The sequence below is a fragment of the Sorangium sp. So ce363 genome (assembly GCF_051520435.1).
In the GTDB taxonomy this organism is placed as follows: Bacteria; Myxococcota_A; Polyangia; order Polyangiales; family Polyangiaceae; genus Sorangium; species Sorangium cellulosum_B.
This window is the reverse complement of the sequence record NZ_CP150333.1, coordinates 8954359-8977379: the sequence shown is the minus strand read 5'-3', so window position 1 is coordinate 8977379 and position 23021 is coordinate 8954359. Positions and strand designations below refer to the sequence as shown.

The 23021-nt window shown below is 71.2% G+C and carries 15 protein-coding genes; 9 read left to right on the top strand and 6 right to left on the bottom strand.

The features are described 5' to 3' along the window. Positions 1 to 144 precede the first annotated feature (144 nt). Genes WMF12_RS33795 through prs form a run of 3 tightly spaced genes read left to right on the top strand, consistent with a single transcriptional unit; the run spans position 145 to position 4150 of the window. Positions 145 to 1164, top strand: coding sequence for a LolA family protein (locus WMF12_RS33795; RefSeq protein WP_437852056.1), 1020 nt, complete (start codon positions 145 to 147; stop codon positions 1162 to 1164). Next, complete coding sequence (locus tag WMF12_RS33790; protein ID WP_437852054.1) at positions 1164 to 3230, top strand: class I SAM-dependent methyltransferase; 2067 nt, start codon at positions 1164 to 1166, stop codon at positions 3228 to 3230. Before WMF12_RS33795 ends, WMF12_RS33790 begins: the two co-directional genes overlap by 1 nt. Further along, complete coding sequence (prs, locus tag WMF12_RS33785; protein ID WP_437524274.1) at positions 3227 to 4150, top strand: ribose-phosphate diphosphokinase; 924 nt, start codon at positions 3227 to 3229, stop codon at positions 4148 to 4150. The genes WMF12_RS33790 and prs overlap by 4 nt, the downstream gene beginning before the upstream one ends. Positions 4151 to 4163: 13 nt before the next feature. On the opposite strand, the gene WMF12_RS33780 is transcribed toward prs, so the two are convergent. Then, entirely contained in the window at positions 4164 to 5516 is a 1353-nt protein-coding gene (locus tag WMF12_RS33780; protein WP_437873915.1) for a DUF1552 domain-containing protein, read from the bottom strand. A gap of 393 nt (positions 5517 to 5909) precedes the next feature. Here WMF12_RS33780 and WMF12_RS33775 point away from each other — a divergent pair, with 393 nt between their 5' ends. The 3 genes from WMF12_RS33775 (at position 5910) to WMF12_RS33765 (ending at position 7926) form a co-directional block, all read left to right on the top strand. Then, positions 5910 to 6128, top strand: coding sequence for a hypothetical protein (locus WMF12_RS33775; protein WP_437524272.1), 219 nt, complete (start codon positions 5910 to 5912; stop codon positions 6126 to 6128). 481 nt (positions 6129 to 6609) lie between these two features. Continuing rightward, entirely contained in the window at positions 6610 to 7080 is a 471-nt protein-coding gene (locus tag WMF12_RS33770; RefSeq protein ID WP_437740797.1) for a ferritin-like domain-containing protein, read from the top strand. Between the two features lie 60 nt (positions 7081 to 7140). Then, positions 7141 to 7926: a leucine-rich repeat domain-containing protein gene (locus WMF12_RS33765; protein ID WP_437852052.1), complete on the top strand. Its 786-nt coding sequence runs from the start codon at positions 7141 to 7143 to the stop codon at positions 7924 to 7926. Here the strand turns inward: WMF12_RS33765 and WMF12_RS33760 are convergent. Continuing rightward, a complete protein-coding gene (locus WMF12_RS33760; RefSeq protein ID WP_437852050.1) occupies positions 7907 to 9592 on the bottom strand; it encodes a M23 family metallopeptidase in 1686 nt (561 codons plus the stop codon). The genes WMF12_RS33765 and WMF12_RS33760 overlap by 20 nt on opposite strands. Continuing rightward, the gene (locus WMF12_RS33755; protein ID WP_437852049.1) at positions 9589 to 10221 is read right to left on the bottom strand and encodes a hypothetical protein; all 633 of its coding nucleotides are present in this window, start codon (positions 10219 to 10221) and stop codon (positions 9589 to 9591) included. The genes WMF12_RS33760 and WMF12_RS33755 overlap by 4 nt, the downstream gene beginning before the upstream one ends. A gap of 375 nt (positions 10222 to 10596) precedes the next feature. Between WMF12_RS33755 and WMF12_RS33750 the strand changes: the two genes are divergently transcribed. Continuing rightward, the gene (locus tag WMF12_RS33750; RefSeq protein WP_437852047.1) at positions 10597 to 11037 is read left to right on the top strand and encodes a hypothetical protein; all 441 of its coding nucleotides are present in this window, start codon (positions 10597 to 10599) and stop codon (positions 11035 to 11037) included. Between the two features lie 217 nt (positions 11038 to 11254). On the opposite strand, the gene WMF12_RS33745 is transcribed toward WMF12_RS33750, so the two are convergent. From WMF12_RS33745 to WMF12_RS33735, 3 genes are all read right to left on the bottom strand, one after another. Next, positions 11255 to 12019: a glutaredoxin domain-containing protein gene (locus WMF12_RS33745; protein ID WP_437852045.1), complete on the bottom strand. Its 765-nt coding sequence runs from the start codon at positions 12017 to 12019 to the stop codon at positions 11255 to 11257. Next, the gene (locus tag WMF12_RS33740) at positions 12016 to 14112 is read right to left on the bottom strand and encodes an ABC-F family ATP-binding cassette domain-containing protein (protein WP_437852043.1); all 2097 of its coding nucleotides are present in this window, start codon (positions 14110 to 14112) and stop codon (positions 12016 to 12018) included. The genes WMF12_RS33745 and WMF12_RS33740 overlap by 4 nt, the downstream gene beginning before the upstream one ends. 158 nt (positions 14113 to 14270) lie before the next feature. Further along, on the bottom strand, positions 14271 to 14897 hold the full coding sequence (locus tag WMF12_RS33735; protein WP_437852042.1) for a glutathione S-transferase family protein: 627 nt from the start codon (positions 14895 to 14897) through the stop codon (positions 14271 to 14273). A 510-nt stretch (positions 14898 to 15407) separates the two neighbouring features. Here WMF12_RS33735 and WMF12_RS33730 point away from each other — a divergent pair. Next, on the top strand, positions 15408 to 17717 hold the full coding sequence (locus tag WMF12_RS33730) for a DUF3160 domain-containing protein (protein WP_437852038.1): 2310 nt from the start codon (positions 15408 to 15410) through the stop codon (positions 17715 to 17717). Between the two features lie 241 nt (positions 17718 to 17958). Then, on the top strand, positions 17959 to 22992 hold the full coding sequence (locus tag WMF12_RS33725; RefSeq protein ID WP_437852036.1) for an AAA family ATPase: 5034 nt from the start codon (positions 17959 to 17961) through the stop codon (positions 22990 to 22992). Positions 22993 to 23021 lie beyond the last annotated feature (29 nt).

Below are 23021 nucleotides of genomic sequence, written 5' to 3'. Positions count from 1 at the left end.
ACGGTCGCGAGCGTCCCGGCGACGCTGCGAGATCGCCATCGATGCCGTCGGCGCGGGGCTCGGGGTGGTGGAGGTCGGCGCTACCACCTCGGCCCTACCTGTCCTAGAACACGCGACGCACTCTCCTTGAAAGCGAGCTCTTCGATGAACCGCCTCCGCCTCGTCGCCCTCGTCCCGGCCGCTGCCCTGGTCGTGGCGGCCTGCGACGCGCCGCCCGCGCCCGTCGGCGCGGCGCCCGACGCCTCGCCCTCCGCCGCCGCGCCGGCCCAGCCGCAGCCGGTCGACGCGACGCCGCACTCGGTCGACGCGCCGCCGCAGGCGAGCGCCCCCGCGGCGGCTGCCAGCGCGGGCGCTCCGGCGGCGACGGACGCGGCGGGCGGCGGTGCGTCGACCGACGCGGGCCGGAAGCGCGAGGACGCGGGCGCCGCGACGGCGGCGCGCGACGCGGGGACGCCCGTCGGCGACGCGGCAGCGCGCGACGCGGGCGGAGGGCGCGCCGAGGCGCCGGCGGCGACCTCCGCGCCCGCGCCCGGCACGGCGGCGCCGCCCGCGGTGCCGCCCGCCGAGGCGGGATCCGCGGACGCCGTCGCGGCCGAGGTCGACGCGATCTTTGTGGGCAAGAAGACGTACTCGGCCCGCTTCAAGCAGGAGCACACGCAGAAGGTCTCGGGGGCCGTCAAGAAGCAGAGCGGCGCGCTGTCGGTCCAGAAGCCGGACAGGATCTCGTTTCGCTACGATCCGCCGAACCAGAACCGCATCGTCTCCGACGGCGTGTCGCTCAAGGTCTACGTCGCCGAGGACCGGCAGATGTTCGTCACGCCGGTGCAGAACTCGGAGTATCCGGGCGCCCTCTCGTTCCTCATGGGCCACGGGCTCCGCCCGTCGTTCACGTTCACCTTCAACGAGAAGGCGAAGTTCGAGGGCGGCCCCGTGCTCGTCGGCAAGCCGCGTGCGCCGACTCCCCACTACGAATTCGTGATGTTCTATATCGACAAGGCGCTCCTCGCGAAGAAGGACCCTGGCGTCGTGCGCCGCGTCCTCATCGTCGACGCGCAGGGCAACCGGAACCGGTTCGACTTCGAGAACGCGTCGCAGCCCGCGTCGATCGATCCGGCGGAGTTCCAGTTCACGGCGCCGCCCGGCACCGACGTCAAGCAGAACTGATGACCCCGCGCCTCTCGCTCTCGGAGCTCTTTCCCGACATCCATCCGGAGTGGATCCTCGCCGAGGATGCCGATCTCATCGTCGTCGACAAGCCGGCTGGCCTGTCGACGCACGCGCCGGAGGCGGAGCGGATCGACGACATGGTGACGCGCCTCCGCGCCTTCCTCCGCGGCCGGGGCGACGCGGAGGCGTACCTCGGGATCCACCAGCGGCTCGATCGCGACACGTCGGGCGTCCTCCTGTTCACGCGGCGGCGCGAGGCGAACGCCGCCGTCGCGCGGCAGTTCGAGGGGCGCACGGTGCAGAAGACGTACGTCGCCTCGGTCTCCGGCTTCGGCGATCGCCCGCCGCGCGGCACCCTGCGGCACCGCCTCGTCCCGGCGCCGGGAGGTGCGATGCGCGCGCTCGCCGAGACCGGCGGGGCGCGAGAGGATCGGGCCGCGAAGCGGGAGGATCGGGCCGCGGGGCGGGAGGATCGGGCCGCGAAGCGGGAGGATCGGGCCGCGGGGCGGGAGGATCGGGCCGCGAGCGGCGTGCTGGCGATCACCCGCTACCGCCTCCTCGAGCGCCGCGGCGACCGCGCCCTGCTCGAGCTCCGGCCCGAGACAGGCCGCACGCATCAGCTCCGGGTGCAGCTCGCGGCGATCGGCCTCCCCATCGCCGGCGATCCGCTCTACGGCGGCCCCGAGGCCCCGCGCCTGCTCCTGCACGCCGCCGAGCTCCGCCTCGATCACCCGGCCACGGGCGCGGCCGCGACCTTCCGCTCGCAGCTGCCAGCAGTCTTCGAGGCGTGGCTCGCGGCCGCGCCGGCGGACCCGTACGCGGGCGGCGTCGCGGCCGTCGAGCGCGCCATGCGCGAGGCCGCCGAGCGGCGGTACGGGATCGCGCGCGCCGGTGACACCACGGCGCTCCGGCTCGTCCATGGCGCGGGTGACGGCCTCCCCTCCGTCTCCGTCGACCTGTACGGCGAGCACCTCGTCGTGTCGCTGTTCGGCGCGGGCGAGGGCGAGCCGGGCGCGCCGCCCCGGGACCTCGTGCTCGACGCGGCCCACCGGCTCGGGGCGAAGGGCGTCTACCTCAAGGCGCGCCCGAAGCACGCGAGCGTCATCGTCGACGCGCGGCGCGAGGAGTTCGCGCCGCGGCACGCCGTCCGAGGGGAGGACGCCCCGGAGGAGTTCACCGTCCTCGAGCACGGCTTGCCGTTCAAGGTGCGGCTCGGCGACGGGCTCTCGACCGGCATCTTCCTCGACCAGCGCGAGAACCGGCGGCGGGTGCGGGAGCTGGCCCGGGGGGCCCGGGTGCTGAACCTGTTCGCCTACACGGGGGCGTTCACCGTGGCGGCCGTGGCGGGCGGCGCGCGCGAGAGCGTGACGGTCGACGTGTCCCGGGGCGTTGTCGCCTGGGCGCGCGACAACCTCGCCGCGATCGGCGCGGACCCGGCGGCGCACGTCGTGGTCGAGGCCGACGTGTTTCCGTGGCTGAAGGCCGCCGCCCAGTCCGACCGGCGCTTCGACCTCGTCGTGCTCGATCCGCCGAGCTTCGCGACCACGAAGAAGAGCCGCTTCAGCGCTGCGAGCGATTTCGGCGCGCTCGCCGCGCTCGCCTTCCGCGTGCTCGCCCCGGGCGGCAGGCTGCTCGCCTGCACCAACCACCGCGGCATCGCGCGCGCCAGGTTCCGGCGTCATTTGCACGAGGCCGCGCGTGAAGCAGGATGCGACGTCGTGCAGATGAAAGATCTCCCCGATCCCGTCGATTTTCCCAGCGAACCAGGCGCGGAGCCCCACCTGAAGAGCGTCCTCGCCAGCGTGGGCGCGCCGCCCGCGAGGGCCCGAGAGGGCGCGCCGCCCGCGAAGGCAGGGAAGGCTGCGCCGTTCGCGAGGGCGGCGAAGGCTGCGCCGCCCGCGAAGGCAGGGAAGGCTGCGCCGCCCGCCAAGCCAGGGAAGGCTGCGCCGTTCGCGAAGGCAGGGAAGGCTGCGCCGTTCGCGAGGGCGGCGAAGGCCGCGCCCGCCCGGGGCGCGCGCCGAGGGCCCGCTCCGGCCCGGACGACCCGCCGAGGTGCGCGATGAGCCAGCGGCGCCTGCTCATCACGATCAGCTCGTACAGCTACCTCGAGCCTGCCTTCCTGGCCGCGGGCGACTTCGAGCGCGGCCTCGTCGAGCGCAAGAGCTTCCCCGACGGCGAGCGCTACCTGCGCGTCGCGGTCGACTGCTGGGGGCGCGACGTGGTCCTGCTCGGCGGCGCCCCCCGGGACCTCGACTGGCTGGAGATCTACGACCTCGGCTGCGCCATCTCGCGCGCAGGCGCGCGGTCGCTCTCCATCGTGATGCCTTATTTCGGCTACGCGACCATGGAGAGGGCCGTGAAGCCGGGCGAGGTGGTGACCGCGAAGACGCGGGCGCGGCTCATCTCGGCGATCCCCTCGTGCGACGCGGGCACGCGCATCTTCCTCTTCGATCTGCACACCGATGGCATCGAGTTCTACTTCAGCGACTCGCACGTGACGCGCCACCTCTACGGCGCTCCGCTCATCACGCAGGCGGTCCGCGAGCTGATGGGCGATCGCCCGTACGTGCTGGCGGCGACGGACGCCGGTCGGGCCAAATGGGTGCAGAGCCTCGCCCGCGGCCTCGGCGTCGAGCCGGCGTTCGTGTACAAGGAGCGGAGAGGCGACGGCGTCGGCGTGACCGGCATCAACGCCGATGTCTCGGGCCGCGAGGTCGTCATCTACGATGACATGGTCCGCACCGGCTCATCGCTCGTCCAGGCGGGGCGCGCCTACCTCGCCGCCGGCGCATCCAAGGTCCACGCCGTCGCGAGCCACCTCGTCTTGCCGGGCGACTCGCTCGAGAAGATCAGGAAGGCTTCCGTGTTCACGACGCTGCTCGGGACCGACTCGCACCCTGGCAGCCAGCAGCTCGCCGATGCGCCCGGCGCCCTCCACTCGGTGGCGCCGCTGCTGGTGCGCGCGCTCGAGCGGGAGACCTAGGGCACCTCCGGCCCTACGTGAGGTTCGTGAGCGGCCCGGTGCAGTACTCCAGCCCGCCGAACCTGGTGCGAGTGTCGCCGAACAGGTTCAAGATCGAGACGAGCAGGTTGTTGTGCGGGAGATTCGGGTACCGGACCCAGCGCCCGGTGCGCAGGCCCCCGCCGCCGCCGGCCAGCAGGAACGGCATGTCCGTCTTCGCGTGGGTCGCCGGATCCGAGATCTCGGAGCCGAAGAAGACGACGCTCTCGTCGAGCAGCGAGCGCCCGCCCATGTCGACCTTCTCCATCTCCTGCAAGAGATGGAGGTGCTGCTCCGAGTACCAGGTGTGGATGATCTCGCACTCGGCCGGCCTGAAGCCGCCGTTGTGCTGGTAGAAATGGTGGTTCTCGGTCAGGTTCAGCCACGGCAACGTGTGCTTCGCCTCGGTGTCGCTCCATTGCAGGGTGCCGACCGCGGTGATGTCGCAGGCGAGCGCCATCACCAGCATGTCCGTCATCAGCTTGCCCACCTTGGGGATGGCCGCGTCGGTCGAGCTGTCCACGATCGCGCCGTCGTCGGACGAGTTGAGCCCCGTGCTCGGGTCGTAGTCGGACGTGTCGATCATCGTCGGGGCCCGGCAAGCGCTCGTCGCAGCCGGCGTGCTGCTGAGGCTCTGCTCGATCTCGCGGATCTTCGTCAGGTGCTGGTCGATCTTCTGCTTGTCGGCCGCGCCGAGCCCCGCGGAGACGGCGGCGTAGCGCCGGTCGACGAAGTCGAGGATCGATCGCTTCCGCGCGAGGCGGAGGGCGGCGTCGTTGCGGGCGCCGGGGTTCAGCGTGCCAAAGAGCTCGGTGAAGGCCTCGACCGGATCGAGACGCGGCGGGATGGGGTTGTGCGTCGCGGTGTCCTCGAAATTGACGACGTTCATCGGCGACATCAGGCCGTGGGACTTGCCCGTCGCCCAGCGCACCGCGAGCTGGAGGCTCGCCTTCGCCTTCTGACCGGCGGAGATCCGGGAGGCGATCACCTGATCGATGGACGGCCCGCTCCCGTAGCCGCCGCTGCTGGAGCCGTCTTGCGCTTGCGCCGTGCCGGTGAGCCAGGCGATGATCCCGCTCTGGTGCTGCTCCCCGCGCGCGCTCTTCATGTCGAGGCCGTCGACGACGAGCAGCCGGTCCTGCACCGGCGCGAGCGGCGCCAGGATGGGGCCCAGGGTGAAGCTCGTCTCGGTGCCGGTCGGACGCCAGCGGTCGATCAAGGTCCCGCCGGGCGTGTAGACGGCGAGGAAGCGCCGGGCGGGGGCGGGTTGCGCGCGCGCCGGGCGCTCGGTTCCCATGATCTCCAGCCACGGGAGCGCGACGGCGATGGCGCCGGCGCCTCGCAGCATGGCACGTCGGCTCAAGCGGAATTTCGACATACCCCTCGCTCCTTTCAGGCAGCCATGTAGAGGAGACCGGCCGTCTGGGTGAGCTCGACGAGGAGCGCAGGTTCGTGACTTGCGGACCCAGACATGGTTCTCCCTCCTCACCCGCATCGGCCAAGCCGAGATCCCCTGATTCAACAACACCCTTTACGAAATGACCAGGGGGATTGTCGCGCGGGGCCCACCACGATGCGGCTCACCACGAGGGCACATGCCGCCGCGCGCTGGTGCGAGGGGCCACGTCGTCGAGCGCGCAGCGCGCAGCGCGCGGCGCCGAATTCCCTTGCCGGCGCCGATCGGCGCGTGGATGCTCGCCCCGGATGCGCGGCTCGCGCAGAAAGGATGAGCGTCGAGGCCATGGACGAGCTGGTACGACAGGTCGCAGAGAAGGTTGGTATCTCGGAAGACAAGGCCCGCGTGGCCGTGGAGACGGTGGTCGGTTTTCTGAAAGAGAAGCTCCCCGCGCCGCTCGCCGCCCACGTCGACACCGCGCTCGGCGCGGCGGCCCCCGCCATCGCCAACCTCGACGTCGGCAGCCTCGCAGGCTCGCTCGGCGGCCTTTTTGGCAAGAAGTAGCGGCATCTCCGCCGAGCGCGCCGCCGGAGCGCTCTCGACCGAAGTCCATCTCTCCTCTCCTGATCCTGACCTGGACGACGCCGCCTTCGCGCTTTGCGCGGAGGTGCGCTCATGTCCAGGACGTGCTCGCGCTTCGCTGCCTGGCGCGGCGTGAGCATGCGCCGATCGCGCCCCGGCACGTCACGGCTCCGTCCTGGTCCGGCGCGCGCTCGACCCAGCGCCGCGACCGCGGCCTCGATCTGGGTTGAGTCTTCGCATCCCCTCGAGCGCGGGCCCTGGAGCGGGCCGTCTCGGGCGCGGCGGCGGGCGACAAGCGTGGAGAACCGCGGGTTTCCTGGACGACGCGCGCGCAGCGATGGATAGCGGCTGCACAGGCGGGCTCCGGCACCGGGCTTGCGAGCATCGAACGCCTGGAGAAGCACCCGCCCACCTCTCTCTTCACGCGGGCGGTCCGCTTCCGCGAGGAGAGGAGCGATATTCCATGGCGTCCGTGATCGGCGGCGAAGCCGCGTTCATCGGGTCCTTGACCGAACTGATCGAGCTCAACTGGTCCACGGTGGACGCGCTCGCAGCAGCGCTCTCGCGGATGAACCGACCAGGCGACAAGAGCCGGCTCGCGAGCTTCCTTCACGATCACGAGCGTCACCTCGAGGTGCTCGCCGCCCTGGCCCACGAGCTCGGCGAGCCGCCGATGGAGAGCGCCGTCCGACCCAAGCTGAAGAGCAAGGCGCTGACGAACGGGATGGTCGGAGATCGCGCGATCCTCGAGGCGATGAGGCATTACGAGGAGGACAGCTGCGCTGCTTACGAGCGGATGATATCCTTCCGCGAAGGCCTCTCCGAGCGCGCGCGCGACGTCCTCCGGCACTCGCTCGCGGTGGAGCGGCGCCACCGGGACTGGTTCTCCGAGCAGCTCGACTCGCGACAAGGGCTTTTGCTGTTGCCGCTGTAGCGCGCGAGCGCCCTTTGGAAGACGCGGCCCTCTTCCGTCGTCTCGTGTATCATCGCGGCGATGATTCGCCCTCTCGTCCTTGCATCCCTTGGCGTCGCCCTTCTCCTCCTCGGCTGCGACGAGCCCCCGAAGCCCGTTGCGGGAGCGGCCTCGGCCGCGCCTTCTGCGGCGAAACCCGCCGACGCGCCTCCTGCCGCGAGCCCCGCAGCCACGGCCAGCGCGCCGCCGAAGAAGCAAGAGGTGGTGTGCACCAAGAGCGATCCGGTGACCTTCTCTCATCCGGCGCTCGAGGCCAAGGTGCGGCAGCAGCTCCAGAAGCCCGAGGGGCCGATCAAGCGCGCCGAGCTCAAGAACATCAAGACGATGAACCTGTCGGACGCCCAGGGGCTCGACGAGCTCGATCCGTGCATTTTCCCCGAGCTCACGGGCGTCAAAGGGCTCTACCTGCCGCCGGGCAAGATCGACGACCTCCGCCCGATCAAGGGCCTGCTCCGGCTGGAGTCGCTGCGCGTCTCGGCGACCCTGGTCAAGGACCTCTCGCCGCTCTCCGGCCTGGTCAAGCTCGACCGGCTCGACATCGGCCGCACGCCCGTCGCCGACCTCTCGCCGCTCGCCGGCCTCACCAGCCTCACCGAGCTCCAGCTCGATGAGACCGAGGTGACCGACGTGAGCCCGCTCGCCGGCCTGAAGAAGCTCGAGATGCTCCAGATGAAGCGGACGCGGGTGAGCGACGTGTCGCCGCTCCGGGAGCTCAAGAGCCTGAAGAACGTCTACCTCGAGGGCTCGCGGGTCGAGGACGCGAGCCCGCTCCGGTCGATCCCCGGGATCAAGATCCACGAAGGCTGAGGCGGCCGGCCCTCGCGCCGCCACCTGCGCGCCGCGCGGAGCGCCGCCGCGTGCGGGCCGCGCCGAGCGCCGCCATCGCGAAGAGCCCGAGCTGCCAGCCCGCCCCAGCGGAGCCCGCGGCGCCCGCGCCGGCCGCGCCGCACTCGCAGCGCAGCTGCCCGTGAACGCCGACGTTCATGCCGGGCGCGCCCTCCTCCGCGTCTCCGGTGGCTGGAGCGCCCCCGGAGCCGGCCTCGCCAGCCCCGCCGCCGCCTTCGCCCGGCGGCGGCGCGTCGATGACGTGGAGCGCCGGCCCGGAGCCCTGCACCAGGAACGGGCGCGGCCGCAGCGCCGGCCCGAGCGGCAGCGCGGCGAGCCTCGCTGCCGGCCACACGACGGCCTCGCCCGGATCGAGATGCCAGGCGGCGGCCACCTCGGCATCCGGCACGGCCCGCCGATCGGCGCCGTCGATCAACCAGAGGGAGGCCGCGCCGTCGTCGCCGCGCACGAGCAGCGGCGACGACGGGAACGCGTCGCCCTCCGGCAGCGCCAGGAGCGCCGCGTCCGGCGCGCTGGCGACGTCCCAGAACCGCGAGAACCCCCAGGCGTCCAGCGCGCCGTCGCCGCCGAGCGGCCGCCTCACGCCGGAGGGCAGATCGAGCGGGCACTCGAGGGCCCTCGGGCTCCCCTCGAGCTCCACCTCCTCGCCGCTCGAGCCGTCGACCCCGTAGGCGTGGACCGCGTGGTCGCCCCCGAGCAGGCTGAGCGGCATCGGCGCCTCGAAGCCGTGCGCGCACGAGCCGAGCGGCTCGCAGAGGTCGTCGCGGCGCACGTCCGCGGGGAAGCTGTAGCCCTCCGCGCCGTCCTCGGTCGCGGGCACGTCGAAGTAGAGCCGCGCGTCGCCCGGCGCGCTCTCCGCGTCCGGGTCGCGGGTCCATCCCGCGATACCGCTGCAGCCGGCGGTCTCGAGGGCGCCCTCGGGGGGCTCGTTGAGCAGCGCCTCGTACGAGGCGACGAGCGATGTGTAGGGCGGCACGTAGACCACGCCGACGCCGCTCACGGACTGCCGCACGTTGAAGTGCAGGTGAATGGTCGTCGGCGTGCTCCCGTAGACGTTGGACACCCGCCCGATGCGCTCTCCCCGCGACACGTCCTGGCCGGGCGAGACCTGGACATCCGACATGTGCAGGTAGTCGTAGCGAGTCCCGTCCTCGCCGGTCAGGTAGACAGAGTAGCCGCCGACGCTCGTGATGGTGCCATCCACCACCGCGACGACCCAGTGTCTCCCCGCCTCGCACGTCGCCGGCCGGATGTCCTGCCCCTGGTGCCCTGTGCCGGAGGGGCAGAGAGGCATCTCCCACGAGCGCAGCTCGCAGTAGTTGTCGCGCCACGGATAGGCGTAGTTGTCCGTATCGCACTGTCCACCGGCCGGGCCCGCGCTCCCGCCTTTGCTGTAGACCTGGGAGTTGGCGAACGCCGGGCCCTCCTCGAACGGAAAGCGCATGGAGGGCGCATACACGACGTCGTCGGCGCGCCCCTCTCCCGAGCCTGAGAGGAGCTCGCCGGCCGGACGGTACGAGAACGGATCGGCCGCAACGGCGCTCGGCGGGAGCGCGAGCGCGGCTGTCGCGATCAGCGAGGCCAGCGCGGCGGGGCGGGGGCGCGGCGGGCGGAGCGGCGCGATCATGGCATGTCCCCCGCGGCCCTGGGCTCGTCGCCGCCCACATAAACGAGCGCCGAGGCGAGCTCGAGGACGAGCGCGTCCGAGGCGCAGGCCGGCGCCTCCGGGGAGGCGCACTCGACGTCGAGCGCGTACGAGACGCCGTTCTCGGTCCACGACGCGCTCCAGATACCCTCGTTCGCCGTGACGAACGCAGGCGCCCCGCGCACGGCGCGGGCCCCCCGGAACGGTGGAATGCTTGGATACTTGCGCGATAGGCGGGTCATCGTGAGCGAGACGGTGATTGCGTCCGTCTTTGCCCAGAACGAGGTCCAGTGCTCCCTGGCGACGAGGACCGGCGCCGCGAGGAGCTCGCGCCGGGACGGCACGAGCACCGGGACCCGCGAGGTCCTGGCGGCGTGAGCCGCCGTCTTGGGGAGCGCCGCGAGCGCGGTCCGGTCGAGCGAGGCGGAAGGGGGCCAGGTAACGGCGGAGATCACCGGGGTTGCCGCCGCGGACAGCGGCTGGGCGGCCGCTGGATCGGGCGGCGTCTCGGCGGGAGGCGCGGCCTGGTCGCACGCGGCGACCGCGACAGAGAGGAGGATGGATACAGAAAGAGGCACGCCGCGCATGGCCCCTCCCGAACGGGAGATCATCGATTCTAGTCGAGAACCTGCATGCGTCGCCAGGGGATGGCGGCACGCGAGCGCGATGTCGCTCGGGTGTGATCCGGACGACCAAACGCCGTGCGAGACGGTTTCATGAGCCAGCGTGTCAAGCGAGGCCAGGGTCGATCAGACAGCGGATGCCGCGCCGGGTGAGCCTTGGACGTATCCCAGGAACACGACCCGTTCTTCGGTGTCTGCGGCGACGTCGTGCTGGATCAGCCCTCGATGACGCTGTATCGGGGAGCCCTCGCGATCGTGCTCGAACTTCGGATCCTTCCTGTGATGGGTGACGGGAGGATTCATGAACCACGTAGGCACCGCTGCCCCTCCGGTCCTCGCGCCAGATGAACAACTGAGGCTTGAATGAGTCGCTCTGCCTCGATCGATATCCGCATTCCGGGACTCAGGTCGAAATTCCAGGACGTCGTGGCCGCGTTGCTCGAAGCTGGTTGGTCCTACGATGATCATGGGCATATAAGCTACTTGCCGGCCGGAGATCGAGGGGATTTCGACTGGCAGTGGGCGCGGCTCGATCGCTGGTCGGATGTCCTTGCCGTGATCAAGCACAAGGAGGACGTGGGCGAGCTTGTGGGGGTCTCCTTGGTACACAAGGATGCTGGTTCCGGCGGAGAATCCCTCCTGGATCCCAGCGACGACTGGTTGCTGATCAGCCTCACCATCAACGTGCGCGACGTGCACGAGGTCGCCGGTATCGTCGATTTTACCTGGTATCTCGAGCGTCTCGTCCCTGCGATCTCGCGTGCGGGGCTCTCCATCGAGCAGGTGGAGTGCAGCCAGTTCTGACGCTGCAGCTCCAGCAGACTGCGCACACCGGCGGGGGAGGGGTGATGCCGTGAGGCCCGGCAGACAAGGACTCCGCCAGAGGAGGGGATGGCGGAGCACGAGATAGGGCCGCTTTCGAGCGGTCAGCGAGCGCAGGGCTGCGGCCCGGGCCGGCCACGCCCCCCGCGACCCGAGCCGGCCATGCCCCTGACGAGCGCGGAGGCCCGCCGTGGCTGCCTCAGAGCGTCGTCCCGCCCGCCGCCCGGGCGAGCGCCTGGTCGATCGCCCCCGGGCTGAACCCCACGAGGATCTGCCCCCGCACGTCGATGATCGGGATGCTGCCCCCGCGCTGGTGGCTCTTCGCGAGCTTGTCCTGCATCTCCGCGGCCGCGCCCGCGTCCTCCTCGATGTCCTTCACCACCGCGGCGATCCCCTTCGAGCGCAGGTAGTCCGCGGCCTGGTGGCACGGCTTGCACCACGAGGCGCCGTAGATGATCACCGTGACCCCCGCGAGGTGGCTCGGCGCGCCCGGCGCGCCGGCGCCCGCCGAGCCGCCGGGGCCCGGCGCCGCGGGCGGCGGCGCCGTCTTCGCGATGTGCTCGGCGCGCCGCTTCTCCAGCAGCGACTCCCATTCCCTCCGCGGCATCGTCCGGACCGCATACGTGCCGTCCGGCCGCTTCTGCGTCAGATCCGCGACGTAGAACGCGTCCCGCGTCCCCTCCGTCCGGTCCGAGAGCATGGCGCGCACGAGCGCGCGTCCTTCGGCCGGCACGTCGGCCGGGTGGAGCTCGACGTGCGTGTCGCCCTTCTCGTCGATCCACGTCAGCATCAGGTTCGCCGTGTCGTCGCGGAGCTCGAGCGGCGGCAGCTCGGCGACGGCCTGCGCGGGCGTGGTGCCGTCGTCGCGCTTCTCCTTGCACGCCGGGCCGAGCGCCGCCGCCGCGAGCGCGAGCAGCACCCCCGCGACGCGAGCCCCCCGCGCGCCCCCCGCCCGCCGCTTCACGCCTCGCCTCCCGCCGTCGCCGAGGCCCCGAGCTCCTCGCTGAGCGCCATCCACTCCGCCATCGCCGCGTCGACGCGCTTCGCGAGCGCCTGCTCCTCGCGCGCCGCCGCCGCGAGCTTCGCCCAGTCGCCGCCCGGGTCCTGCTTGAGCGCCTCGCGCATCTCCGCGAGCCGCGACTCGCCCGCCGCGATCTCCGCCTCCAGCTCCTTGATCCGCTTGCGCTTGCGCTCCGTCGCCCGCGCCGTCGCCTTGTCGCTCTCGAACGCCCGCCGGCGCGCCGCCGCGTCGCCCGCGCCCGCGTCGGCCGGCGGCGGCATCGTCGCGCCGCTCCGCCGCACCGCGCGGCCAGACGCCTTCGCGCCCCGGTCCGCCGCCTCCGCCCGCGGCTCCTCGCGCGGCGGCGGCGCGCTCGCCGCCTTCCGCGCTCCGCGCGCGCCCTTCGCCCTCTCGCCCTCCTCGCGCGCGCGCTCCGCCTCCTCCGCCTCGGCCGCGAGCTTCTCGAGGTTGTCGCGGTAGTCGCGGAAGCCGCCGGGGTAGATGTCCACGCGCCCCTCGCGCACCGCGACGACGCGCGTCGTCACCGCCTCCAGGAACCTGCGGTCGTGCGAGACGAGCAGCACCGTGCCCTCGAAGCCCGCGAGCGCCTCCTCGAGGATCTCGGCGGCGGGGATGTCGAGGTGGTTCGTCGGCTCGTCGAGGAAGAGCAGGTTGCGCGGCTCGAGGAGCAGCTTGCCGAGCGCGAGCCGGCTCCGCTCGCCGCCGGAGAAGCCCTGCACCTTCCGGAGCGCGTCGTCCCCGTAGAACCGGAAGCGCGACAGGTACTGGCGTGTCGCGTCGACGTTCATGTCGGCGCGCACGCTGCGGATCTCCTCGACCGCGGTCCTCGACGGGTCGAGCGAGCCGAGGTGCTGGTCGAAGTAGCCCTGGCAGAGGTTCGTCCCGCGCCGCACGTCGCCCGCGTCCTCGGGCGCGCCCGCGCCGGCGAGCAGCTTGAGCAGCGTCGATTTGCCCGTCCCGTTGGGCCCCACGATGCCGACGCGGTCGCCGCGCCGCAGGAGGAGGTCCACGCCGGAGAAGAGCGTGCGCCCGCCGCGCGAGGCGCCGAGCCCGCGCGCGTCGAGCACGATGTCCCCGCTGCGCGGCGCGGGCGCGAACCGGAACCGGACCCTCTCGGCGGTCGCCCACACGTCCTCGGGCCGGTCGATCGTCTCGAGCTTATCGAGCATCTTGCGCCGGCTCTGCGCCTGCTTCGTCTTCTGGCCGGCGATGTTGCGCCGGATGAAGTCCTCGGTCTTGGCGACGAACGCCTCCTGCCGCTCGGCGAGCTCCCGCTCCCGGGCGAGATCCTCCTCGCGGGCGACGGCGTAGTCGCTGTACTTGAGCGGGTAGGCGCGGAAGCTGCGCTGCCCGAGCTCGAACGTGTGCGGGCAGACGGCGTCGAGGAACGCGCGGTCGTGCGAGACGCAGAGGAGCGCGCCGCCGAGGCCCGCGAGGTGCTTCTCGAGCCAGGTGATGGTCTCGATGTCGAGGTGGTTCGTGGGCTCGTCGAGCAGCAAGAGATCGGGCTCGATGGCGAGCACCACGCCGAGCTGCAGGCGCCCGCGCTCGCCGCCGGACAGGCTCGAGACGGGGCGATCCATGTCGGCGGGCGAGAACCCGAGGTGGGCCGCGATGATCTCCACGCGGCGCTCGAGGTCGTCGCCGCCGGCGATGTGGTAGCGGTCGGTGAGATCGCTGAGGCGGGCGAGATCGGCCTCGCTGCCGCTGGCGGCCGCGTGCTGCGCCGCGGTGAGGGCGTGGCGCAGCTCGAGCACCTCCGAGAACCCGGAGAGGAAGGCGTCGAGCACCGTGCCCTGGGCCGCGAGCTCGTGCGACTGCCGGAAGTACGCGAACCGGATCCCCTTGCGGATCACGACCGAGCCCGTGTCGGGGGTGAGCTCGCGGGCGACGAGGCGGAGCAGCGTCGATTTGCCCGCGCCGTTCGGGGCGACGAGCGCGGCGCGCTGGCCTTGCTCCAGGGAGAAGGTGATGCCCTGGAAGAGCCTGTCCGCGCCGTAACCGAAGCTGAGGTCGGCGACCTGGAGGACCGTCATTGCGGCCGAGTTCTAGCATGTGTCCGGCGCGCGCAAGGGCGCTCGGGGCGCGGGGCCCACACCGCGCGGACAGCGTGGATGACCGTGGGCGCTCGCCGCGTGGGCGATGAAGAGGCGGGGGCGCGCCTCGCCCGCCCGGGCGAGCGAGGCGCTCGGGCTCAGCTCTCGGCCATGATCGCCTTCACGGCCGGGCGCTCCATCATGCGGCCGAGCCATCCCTTCAGGTTCTTCAGCTCGGAGATGTCGATCTTGGCCGCCTGAAGGCCCCAGCCGAGCACGGACGCGAGGTCGAGATCCACCAGGGTACAGCGCTCGCCGGTGACGTACTGGCGGCCGTCGAGGCGGCCGTCGAGGATGCGGAGCAGGCCGCGCGCCTCGGTCATCGCCGCCTCGGCCTGCTTCGCGTCTTGCTGCTCCTTGGGGAACCAGTCGCTCGTGTTCTTGATGTAGCGGAACAGGGCGCTGGTCAGGTTGACCTGGCCCCAGAGGAGCCACGTCAGGGCCATCAGCTGCTCGGGCGAGCCGGGGGCCGGCCACAGGCCCTTCTCGACGCCGTAACGCTCGCCGAGGGCGATCTGGATCGCCACCGACTCGAATATCGGGGTGCCGTCGATCACGAGGGTCGGCACCTGGCCATTGGGGTTGAGGGCGAGGAACTCCGGCTTCTTCTGGTCGCCGGCGCGCAGATCGACCCGGACGGCCTCGTGGGGGACACCGAGCTCGGCGAGCGTCAGGCGGATGCGCCCAGCGCTCGATTGGGGGGAGTAATAGAACGTGATGGTCATGGTTCGCCTCCGGCGCCCCTTGTAGTGGATCCGATTCGCAGCCGTCACGCTCATCGTGCATGGGACCGCCAAGTTTCCTCGGGGCCCCGTCGAAACAGCGATGTTCCCATTTTGTCATGGGGAGCAAGAAATCGACAGAATCGGGCGGGGAGCGCGGGTGAGCGAGGGGGGTCGCTCAGGCGCCGATCGGCGTGAACGCGAAGAGGACAGTCGTCAGGACAACACGAGCGCTTCTTCTCTCCGGCCGTCTTCACGGTTTCACCACGCCCTCTCCGCGCGAAGCACAGATCTCGAACGACCGGACCTGATCCCGGCGCGGTGACATCACGTCAGTTCTCCTCAGCGGCGCATCCGTCGCGATGGTGTCGTATCCTGCTGCACTGGAGCAGATCTTTCCTGTTGCGGGCGAAGAGGGGAGCGCGCCTCGCTCCCGCGGCACCGTCCTTGCCCGCAGCGGGGGCGCCGCGCCCCGCGCACTGCACTGGAGGCGCGCTCTGGAAGGAAAACACGATGCGCAAAATGCTTCTTCACTTTCACGTCGTTCCGATCCTCCTTGCCCTCGCCGGCGGCTGCTCCGGCGAGAGCAACCAGCAGCCCGACACCGGCGGCACGCAGACGGGCGGCACGCAGACGGGCGGCACGCAGACCGGCGGTACGCAGTCGGAGCAGCCGCCGGGGCCGCTCGGGCCCGAGCAGCAGGCGGAGCTCAGCGCGCTGCTCGACGAGAAGGAGTCCTCGGCGAACATGACCGCGGAGGACTTCGCCTCGAGGTACGCTGTCCCCTTCGCCTCGGGCCTGCCCTACGCGCCTGCGGACGCCGAGGGCCTCTCGGTCGTCCAGAGCACCTCGCTCGCCCTCGACCAGGACGAGCTCGCGAAGCTCTCGGCGAACGGCTTCGTCATCTCGGAGAAGAAGACCTTTCCGACCTTCGCTTACGGCTACGCGAGCATCTACGCGCTCGACCTGCCGCTCTACGTCTCCGCCGACTCCATCCTGTACGCGGTCCACCGCTCGTACGACGCGATCCTGAAGGGCGTGGAGCTCGCCGCGCTCGCGCCCGAGCTAGCGGCGATGCTCGAGGAGATGCGCGCGCAGCTCGCCGCAGGGGCCGGCGGCGAGCTCGGCGCCGAGGCGCGCGCCGACGCCGACCTCTTCACGGCCGTGGCGCTCTCGCTGCTGAACGACGCGCCCGTCGCGCCCGTGGCGGGCGCCGACGCCGCGAAGATCGACGAGCTCGTCGCGGGCGCCAAGGCCCACCAGGGCGCGGGCAACGTGCGCCTCTTCGGCTCCGAGCGGATCATGGACTTCTCGCAGTTCGAGCCCCGCGGCCACTACACCGACTCGCCGGCGCTCCAGCGCTACTTCCGCAGCATGATGTGGCTCGGCCGCGTCGACTTCCGCTTCCTCGAGACCCAGCAGGACGGCGCGCAGGTCCTGCAGCGGCGGCAGCTCGAGGGCGCCTATGTGCTGCGCGCCCTCGCCGACGAGACGACCCTCGCCCGGTACACGCGCATCGACGACGCGGTCCAGGCCTTCGTCGGCGAGAGCGACTACATGACCCTGCCCGAGCTCGACGTCCTGCTCGCGGACCTCGGCCTCGCCGACGCCGCCGGCCTCGCCGGGCTCTCGGACGAGCAGATCATCGACGTCGTGGTGAAGAAGGGCCACGGGACGCAGCGGATCTCGAGCCACATCATGATCAACGGCCTCGGCAAGGGCACGATGCCCCTCTCGTCGAGCTTCGCGCTGCTCGGCCAGCGGTACGTCGTCGACTCGCACGTCTTCTCGAACGTGGTCTACGACCGGGTGAAGGGCGGCACCGTCAAGCGCATGATGCCGAGCCCGCTCGACGTGGGCTTCGCCGCGCTCGGCAACGATCAGGCGGGCCTGTTGCTCGCGCCCGAGCTCGGGCAGTTCCCCTACGCGCCGGACCTGCACATGATGCGCGTGCTCGTCGACGCGCACCCCGGCGACTTCTGGAGCAAGAACATCTACAATCACTGGCTCGGCGCGCTGCGGGAGCTGTCGCCGTCGAAGGCGCTCGCCGACAACGCGGGGCTGCCGGCGGTGGCGAAGACCGAGGCGTGGGGCCGGCGCCTCCTGAACACCCAGCTCGCCTCGTGGGCCGAGCTCCGGCACGACACGCTGCTCTACGCCAAGCAGTCGTACACGAGCGGCGCCACGTGCGAGTTCCCGGACGCCTACGTCGACCCGTACCCGGCGTTCTTCGCGCGCATCGCCGATCTGGCCGAGCAGGGCGCCCGCGTGGTCGAGACGCTCGATCTGTCGGGCGGGCCGTCGCTGCCGGGCGCGCCGTCGTCGTCGCTGCTGGAGCAGCGGGTGCCGGCGTACTTCGCGCTCCTGCAGCGCGTCGCGCGGACGCTCGGCGAGATGGCCGAGAACGAGCGCGCCGGGGTGCCCCTCACGGCGGAGCACCTCGATTTCATCAACCAGGCCGTCCGGATCCAGAGCGGCTGCGGCTCGGACGTGGGGGCGGATGGCTGGTACGCCGAGCTCTTCTTCGACATGTCCCAGACCGTGATCCAGGACCCGACGATCGCCGACGTGCACACGCAGCCGACCGACGCGGGCGGGGCGCCGGTCGGGCGCGTGCTGCACGTGGGCACCGGCCTGCCGCGGCTCATGGTCGTCACCGCCGATCCCTGCGGCACGCCGCGCGCCTTCGTGGGGCTCGCCTCCTCGTACTTCGAGAAGATCACCGGGGACTTCCAGCGCATGACCGACGAGGAGTGGGCCGGCGAGCTCCACCAGGCGACGCCGGACGACGTCGCCTGGATGAAGGACCTCGTCTCCCGCTGAGCCTGCTCGTGGAGGCGCGCCGGAACGATTCCACTTCGCTGGAATTGTGTCGTGTTGTGCCGGCGCGTCAGGGTGATCATGGTTTGTCTGCCCGCTCGCTTCGAGGCGCGAACAGACCGTCGTGTACACATCTCCATTGCAATTTTGCATCAGGCTCTGCGATACCTGAACAAGGGGGATCGCTGGCGTTGCCGCCCGGTGCAGGGGAGAGACCGGGCGAGCGAACGCTGCGGGAATGCGCATGATCAGCCTGTCCGAGTACGCGCTCACGGACGTAGTTCACGAGGGTAGAAGCGTCGTTGTTCACCGCGGCTACCGGAAGCAGGACGGCGCGAAGGTCATCGTCAAGCGGCTGAAGGCCGAGCTCCCCGATCCTAAAGAGCTCGCGACGCTGCGGCACGAGCACGCGATCCTCAGGGATCTCGCGATCGCCGGTGTCCCGAGGGTTCACGGGCTCGCGACGTCCGAGCGCGGCGTGGCGCTCGTCATGGAGGATACCGGCGGGCGGGTGCTCTGCGACATCCTGCGTGAAACAGGCCTCGACCTCCGGACCGCGCTGGAGGTCGCCATCGCCCTCGCGGCCATCCTCGAGTCCCTCCATCAAAGGCGCATCGTCCACAGGGACGTCAAGCCGCACAATGTCCTCCTCGATCTGGAGTCGAAGGCGATAAGGCTCATTGATTTCGGCATCTCGGCGCGCCTCGCCCAGGAAGTCCAGGCGATCGGCAGCCCTGAATCGCTGGAAGGTACGCTCGCGTACATCTCGCCCGAGCAGACCGGCCGCACGAGCCGCCTCGTCGATCACCGCTCCGACCTCTACTCCCTCGGCGTCACGCTGTACGAGATGCTCACGAGGTCTCTGCCTTTTCGAGCGGTCGACTCTGTGGAGCTCGTGCACAGCCACATCGCGAGGACACCGGCCTCGCCGTGCAAGGTGTCGCCCGACGTCCCCAGGGCGGTGTCGGACATCGTCATGAAGCTCCTGTCCAAGGCCCCCGAGGACCGGTACCAGAGCGCTCACGGCCTCCGCGTCGATCTCGAGGCCTGCCTGTCTCAGCTCGTGCGGGCGGGGCGGGTCGAGCCGTTCCGCCTCGGAGAGCACGATCTCTCCGCCGAGCTCTGCATCCCGCAGAAGCTCTATGGCCGCGAGGCGGAGACCGCCGCGCTCCTGTCCGCCTTCGAGCGCGCAGCGCAGGGGGCGACCGAGCTCGTGATGGTCAGAGGCCCTGCCGGCGTCGGCAAGTCCGCGCTGATCAAGGAGATACGGCACGCCGTCGCGCACCTGCGCGGGGGGTACTTCATCGCCGGCAAATCCGATCAGCTCGACCGGAATGTCCCGTATGCCCCTTTCCAGCAGGCGCTCCGGGAGCTGATCCGGCAGATCATGGTGGAGCCGGCGGAGGCGCTGAAGCGCTGGAGAGACCGGATCACGGCGGCGCTCGGGGAGAACGGGCAAGTGATGGTCGATCTCGTCCCCGAGCTCTCATGGCTGATCGGGCCGCAGCCGAGCGTACCGGAGCTCGGGCCGACCGAGGCGCAGGGCCGCTGCCACATGGTGTTTCAACGCTTCATGAGGGCGCTCGGGTCCTCCGAGCGCCCGTTCGCCTTGTTCCTCGACGACCTGCAGTGGGCCGATCCAGCCTCGCTGAACCTGCTCAAGGTCATCCTGAGCAACACGGGCGGCGCTCATCTGCTGGTGATCGGCGCGGCCCGGGATCAGGAGGTCGACGAGGGACACCCGCTCTCGTTCGCCCTCAGCGATATCCGGAGCGCCGGCGCGACCGTCTCCGAGCTGCCCCTCGGGCCTCTCGGCCTCGCCGACGTGAACCAGCTCCTGTCCGACACCCTGCACTGCGAGCCCGAGCGCGCGGCGCCGCTCGCCGCGCTCCTGTTCGAGAAGGTGCACGGCAACCCGTTCTACCTGACTCAGCTGCTCCGGCGGCTCCGTGAGCAGCAGCTCATCACCCTGGACCGGAGCGCGGAGGCATGGACCTGGGACCTCCGGCGTATCCAGGACACGCCCATCGCGGAGAACGTTGTCGAGTTCATGGTGGACAGCCTGCGAAGGCTCCCGGCCGAGACCCAGGAAGCTTTGAAGCTCGCCGCGTGCTTCGGGCACCAGTTCGATCTGGAGACGCTCGCGCTCGCTCGCGAGAGGCCCCTTGCGGAGACGGCCGCGCACCTGTGGGGGGCGATGGACGAGGGGCTCGTCCTGCCCCTCGGCGCCGACTACCGGTTTTACCATGATGGCGTCGCGCGAGACGCGGACATCCCGGAGCAGCCGGCCTGCAACGTCTCCTATCAATTCCTCCACGATCGCGTGCAGGAGGCCGCGTACGCCCTGATCGAGCCGGCGCGGAGGCCAGAGGTGCACCTCAGGCTCGGACGGCTCTTGCTCGCCCGCCGCGAGGGAGCGAGCGGCGACGGCGAGACGTTCGCGATCGTCGACCACATGAACCAGGGCGCCAGCCTGCTTGGCTCCGAGGACGAGCGGATCGAGCTCGCTCGGATGAACCTCGCGGCCGGCCGGAAGGCCAGGTCTGCGGCGGCCTTCGAGGCGGCGTTCAGGTACCTGGACGCCGGGATCTCGCTCCTCGACGGGCTCGCCGACGGATGGGAGCAGGGCGGCGAGCTGACCTTCGCGATGCAGATGGATCTGGCCGAGTGCGAGTTCCTCACCCGCCGCTTCGAGCGCGCGCTCGCGCGGTGCGACGTCCTGCTCGGCCGTGCGCGAGAGCGGATGGAGAAGGTGCGCATTCACGAGCTGCGCATGACGGTGCAGATGGCGCAGGGGCGTTATGCGGACGCCATGGCCGCCGGGCTGGCGGGCCTCGCGCACTTCGGGATCGAGCTGCCGGAGAGCGGCGAGCAGATCGCGGCGGTCGTGGGGGCGGAGCTCGCGGACGTGGAGGCCGGCCTCGGCGGGCGCCGGATCGAGGAGCTCATCGATGCGCCCCTGATGACGGACCCGGACAAGCGGGCGCTCATGAAGTTCCTCCTCGTCATGGTCAACGCCGCGTTTGCCTCGAAACACCCGCTCTTTGCTTTCCTCATCGGCAGGCAGGTCAACATCTCCCTCAGGTACGGTCACTCGGAGGGCTCCGCGAGCGGCTATGTCGTCTACGGGTTCCTCCTCTCGGTGGCCCAGGCGCGCTTCCGGGAGGGCTACGAGTTCGGCAAGCTCGCCATCGATCTCAACGACAAGCTCAACCACCGCGAGATGGTCTGCAAGTTGAACGTCCAGTTCGCGGGGTTCATCCATCGCTGCAGGCATCTGCGCGAGGCGCTGCCTTACTTCGAGCGGGCCTACGACGCCGGCGTGCAGTCCGGCGATTTCTTCCTGGCCTATGGCTGTTACCAGATCGCCGAGACGCGGCTCGCCCTCGGCGAGGAGCTCGGGACCGTAGGCGAGGTGATCGAGAAGCTCCTCGCGCTCGTGCAGCGGCTCAAGGACAGCCCGAGCGCAGCGACGCTGCAGGTCATGCTGCAGATGGTCGCGAACCTCACGGGACAGACCAAGAGCCGATACAGCCTGAGCGATGACGCGTTCGACGAGGCTTCCTTCGTCGCGACGCTGGCGGAGCTGCCGCTCGCCGCGTTCTGGTACCACGTGACCAGGGCCCGGCTCGCGTTCCTCTACGAGGACCCGCAGGGGGCCCTGGCGATGGCGGACCTCGCCGCGCCGATGGTGGCCATCGCCGGAGGCACGCCCATCGTGGACATGCTTCCCTTCTACGCCGTGCTCTCGATGCTCGCGCTGCCGGACGCGGCCGAGCGGGAGCGGCGCGGCGCCGCGATCGCCGCGCACGAGGCCCGGCTCTCGCTCCTCGCGGCGAGCTGCCCCGAGAACTACCGGCACCGCCATCAGCTCGTGCTCGCCGAGGTGGCGCGCGTGGCCGGGAAGGAGGTCGAGGCGATGGCGCGCTACGACGAGGCGATCTCCGGCGCGCGCCAGGGCGGGTTCGTCCACGAGGAGGCCCTGGCGAACGAGCTGTGCGCGAAGTTCCTCGCGGCCGCAGGGAAGGTGAAGGCGGCGCGCGTCCACATGACCGAGGCGTACGACGCCTATCGGCGCTGGGGGGCGATCGCGAAGGCGTCGCACCTCGCGGAGCATCATCCCCATCTCCTCCAGGACTCCGCGGCGCCGCCGTCAGGCGAACGGTTGACGTCGGTGTCGCTGCCCACCACCACCACGTCGAAGAGCGCGGCGCTCCTCGACGCGACGACCATCCTCAGGGCGGCGCAGACCATCTCCGGCGAGCTCGTGCTGGATCGCGTGCTCGAGCGCCTGATGGGGCTCGTCCTCGAGAGCGCCGGCGCGCAGCGGGGCGCGCTGCTGCTCGCGCGCGAAGGCCAGCTGCTCGTCGAGGCGACCGCCACGGTCGAGCCGAGCAGCGTGCTCGTGGGCCTCTCGCTCCCCCTCGAGCAGAGCGGCGACGTCGCCCAGGCGGTGGTGCGCTACGTGGCCAGGACCAAGGAGCCCGTCATCCTGAACGCCGCCGCGCAGGACAGCCGCTTCGCCGCCGATCCGTACGTCATCGCGCGCCGCCCGCGCTCGGTCCTGTGCGTCGCGCTCTCTCACCGGGGCCGCCTCACGGGCGTGCTCTACCTGGAGAACAACGCGGCGTTCGGCGCGTTCACCGCGTCGCGGCTGGAGGTGTGCGAGATGCTGTCGTCGCAGGCGGCGATCGCGGTGGAGAACGCGCTGCTCTACGCGAAGGTCGAGGCGGCGAGCGCCGAGCTGCGGCGCGCCAACGAGGGGCTGGAGGGCGAGGTCGGGCGCCGGACCGCCGAGCTGCGGGAAGCCAACGAGCGGCTCGCGCGCGAGCTCGTGGAGCGCGAGCGCACGGAGACGATGCGCACGGCGCTCCAGGAGGAGATCCTGCGGGTCAAGGACGAGCGGCTCGCGGAGATGTCGACGCCGCTCATCCCGATCTCCGATCGGGTCGTGGTCATGCCGCTCGTCGGGACGGTCGACCCGCCGCGGGCGCTCCAGCTGATGGCGACGGCGCTGGAGGGCGTCCAGGCGAGGGGCGCCGGCGTCGTGATCATCGACATCACCGGCGTGAAGCTGGTCGACACCGAGGTCGCGAGCCTTCTGATCCGCACCGCAGACGCGCTGAGGCTGCTCGGCGCCCGCGCGGTGCTCACCGGGATCAGCCCCAGGGTGGCGCAGACGCTCGTGGCGATGGGCGTCGACCTCGGCCGCATGGTGACGAAGCAGACGCTCCAGAGCGGCATCGCCTACGCGATGGGGAGACCCGCCGCGGCATAACGCGCGCTCGCGCGACGCCGCCGCGGCGA

Bases quoted from the DNA above. Each gene is read 5' to 3' on its own strand.
- WMF12_RS33795 (WP_437852056.1), top strand. From the start codon at position 145: ATGAACCGCCTCCGCCTCGTCGCCCTCGTCCCGGCCGCTGCCCTGGTC.
- WMF12_RS33790 (WP_437852054.1), top strand. From the start codon at position 1,164: ATGACCCCGCGCCTCTCGCTCTCGGAGCTCTTTCCCGACATCCATCCG.
- prs (WP_437524274.1), top strand. From the start codon at position 3,227: ATGAGCCAGCGGCGCCTGCTCATCACGATCAGCTCGTACAGCTACCTC.
- WMF12_RS33780 (WP_437873915.1), bottom strand. From the start codon at position 5,516: ATGCTGCGAGGCGCCGGCGCCATCGCCGTCGCGCTCCCGTGGCTGGAG.
- WMF12_RS33775 (WP_437524272.1), top strand. From the start codon at position 5,910: ATGGACGAGCTGGTACGACAGGTCGCAGAGAAGGTTGGTATCTCGGAA.
- WMF12_RS33770 (WP_437740797.1), top strand. From the start codon at position 6,610: ATGGCGTCCGTGATCGGCGGCGAAGCCGCGTTCATCGGGTCCTTGACC.
- WMF12_RS33765 (WP_437852052.1), top strand. From the start codon at position 7,141: ATGATTCGCCCTCTCGTCCTTGCATCCCTTGGCGTCGCCCTTCTCCTC.
- WMF12_RS33760 (WP_437852050.1), bottom strand. From the start codon at position 9,592: ATGATCGCGCCGCTCCGCCCGCCGCGCCCCCGCCCCGCCGCGCTGGCC.
- WMF12_RS33755 (WP_437852049.1), bottom strand. From the start codon at position 10,221: ATGATCTCCCGTTCGGGAGGGGCCATGCGCGGCGTGCCTCTTTCTGTA.
- WMF12_RS33750 (WP_437852047.1), top strand. From the start codon at position 10,597: ATGAGTCGCTCTGCCTCGATCGATATCCGCATTCCGGGACTCAGGTCG.
- WMF12_RS33740 (WP_437852043.1), bottom strand. From the start codon at position 14,112: ATGACGGTCCTCCAGGTCGCCGACCTCAGCTTCGGTTACGGCGCGGAC.
- WMF12_RS33735 (WP_437852042.1), bottom strand. From the start codon at position 14,897: ATGACCATCACGTTCTATTACTCCCCCCAATCGAGCGCTGGGCGCATC.
- WMF12_RS33730 (WP_437852038.1), top strand. From the start codon at position 15,408: ATGCGCAAAATGCTTCTTCACTTTCACGTCGTTCCGATCCTCCTTGCC.
- WMF12_RS33725 (WP_437852036.1), top strand. From the start codon at position 17,959: ATGATCAGCCTGTCCGAGTACGCGCTCACGGACGTAGTTCACGAGGGT.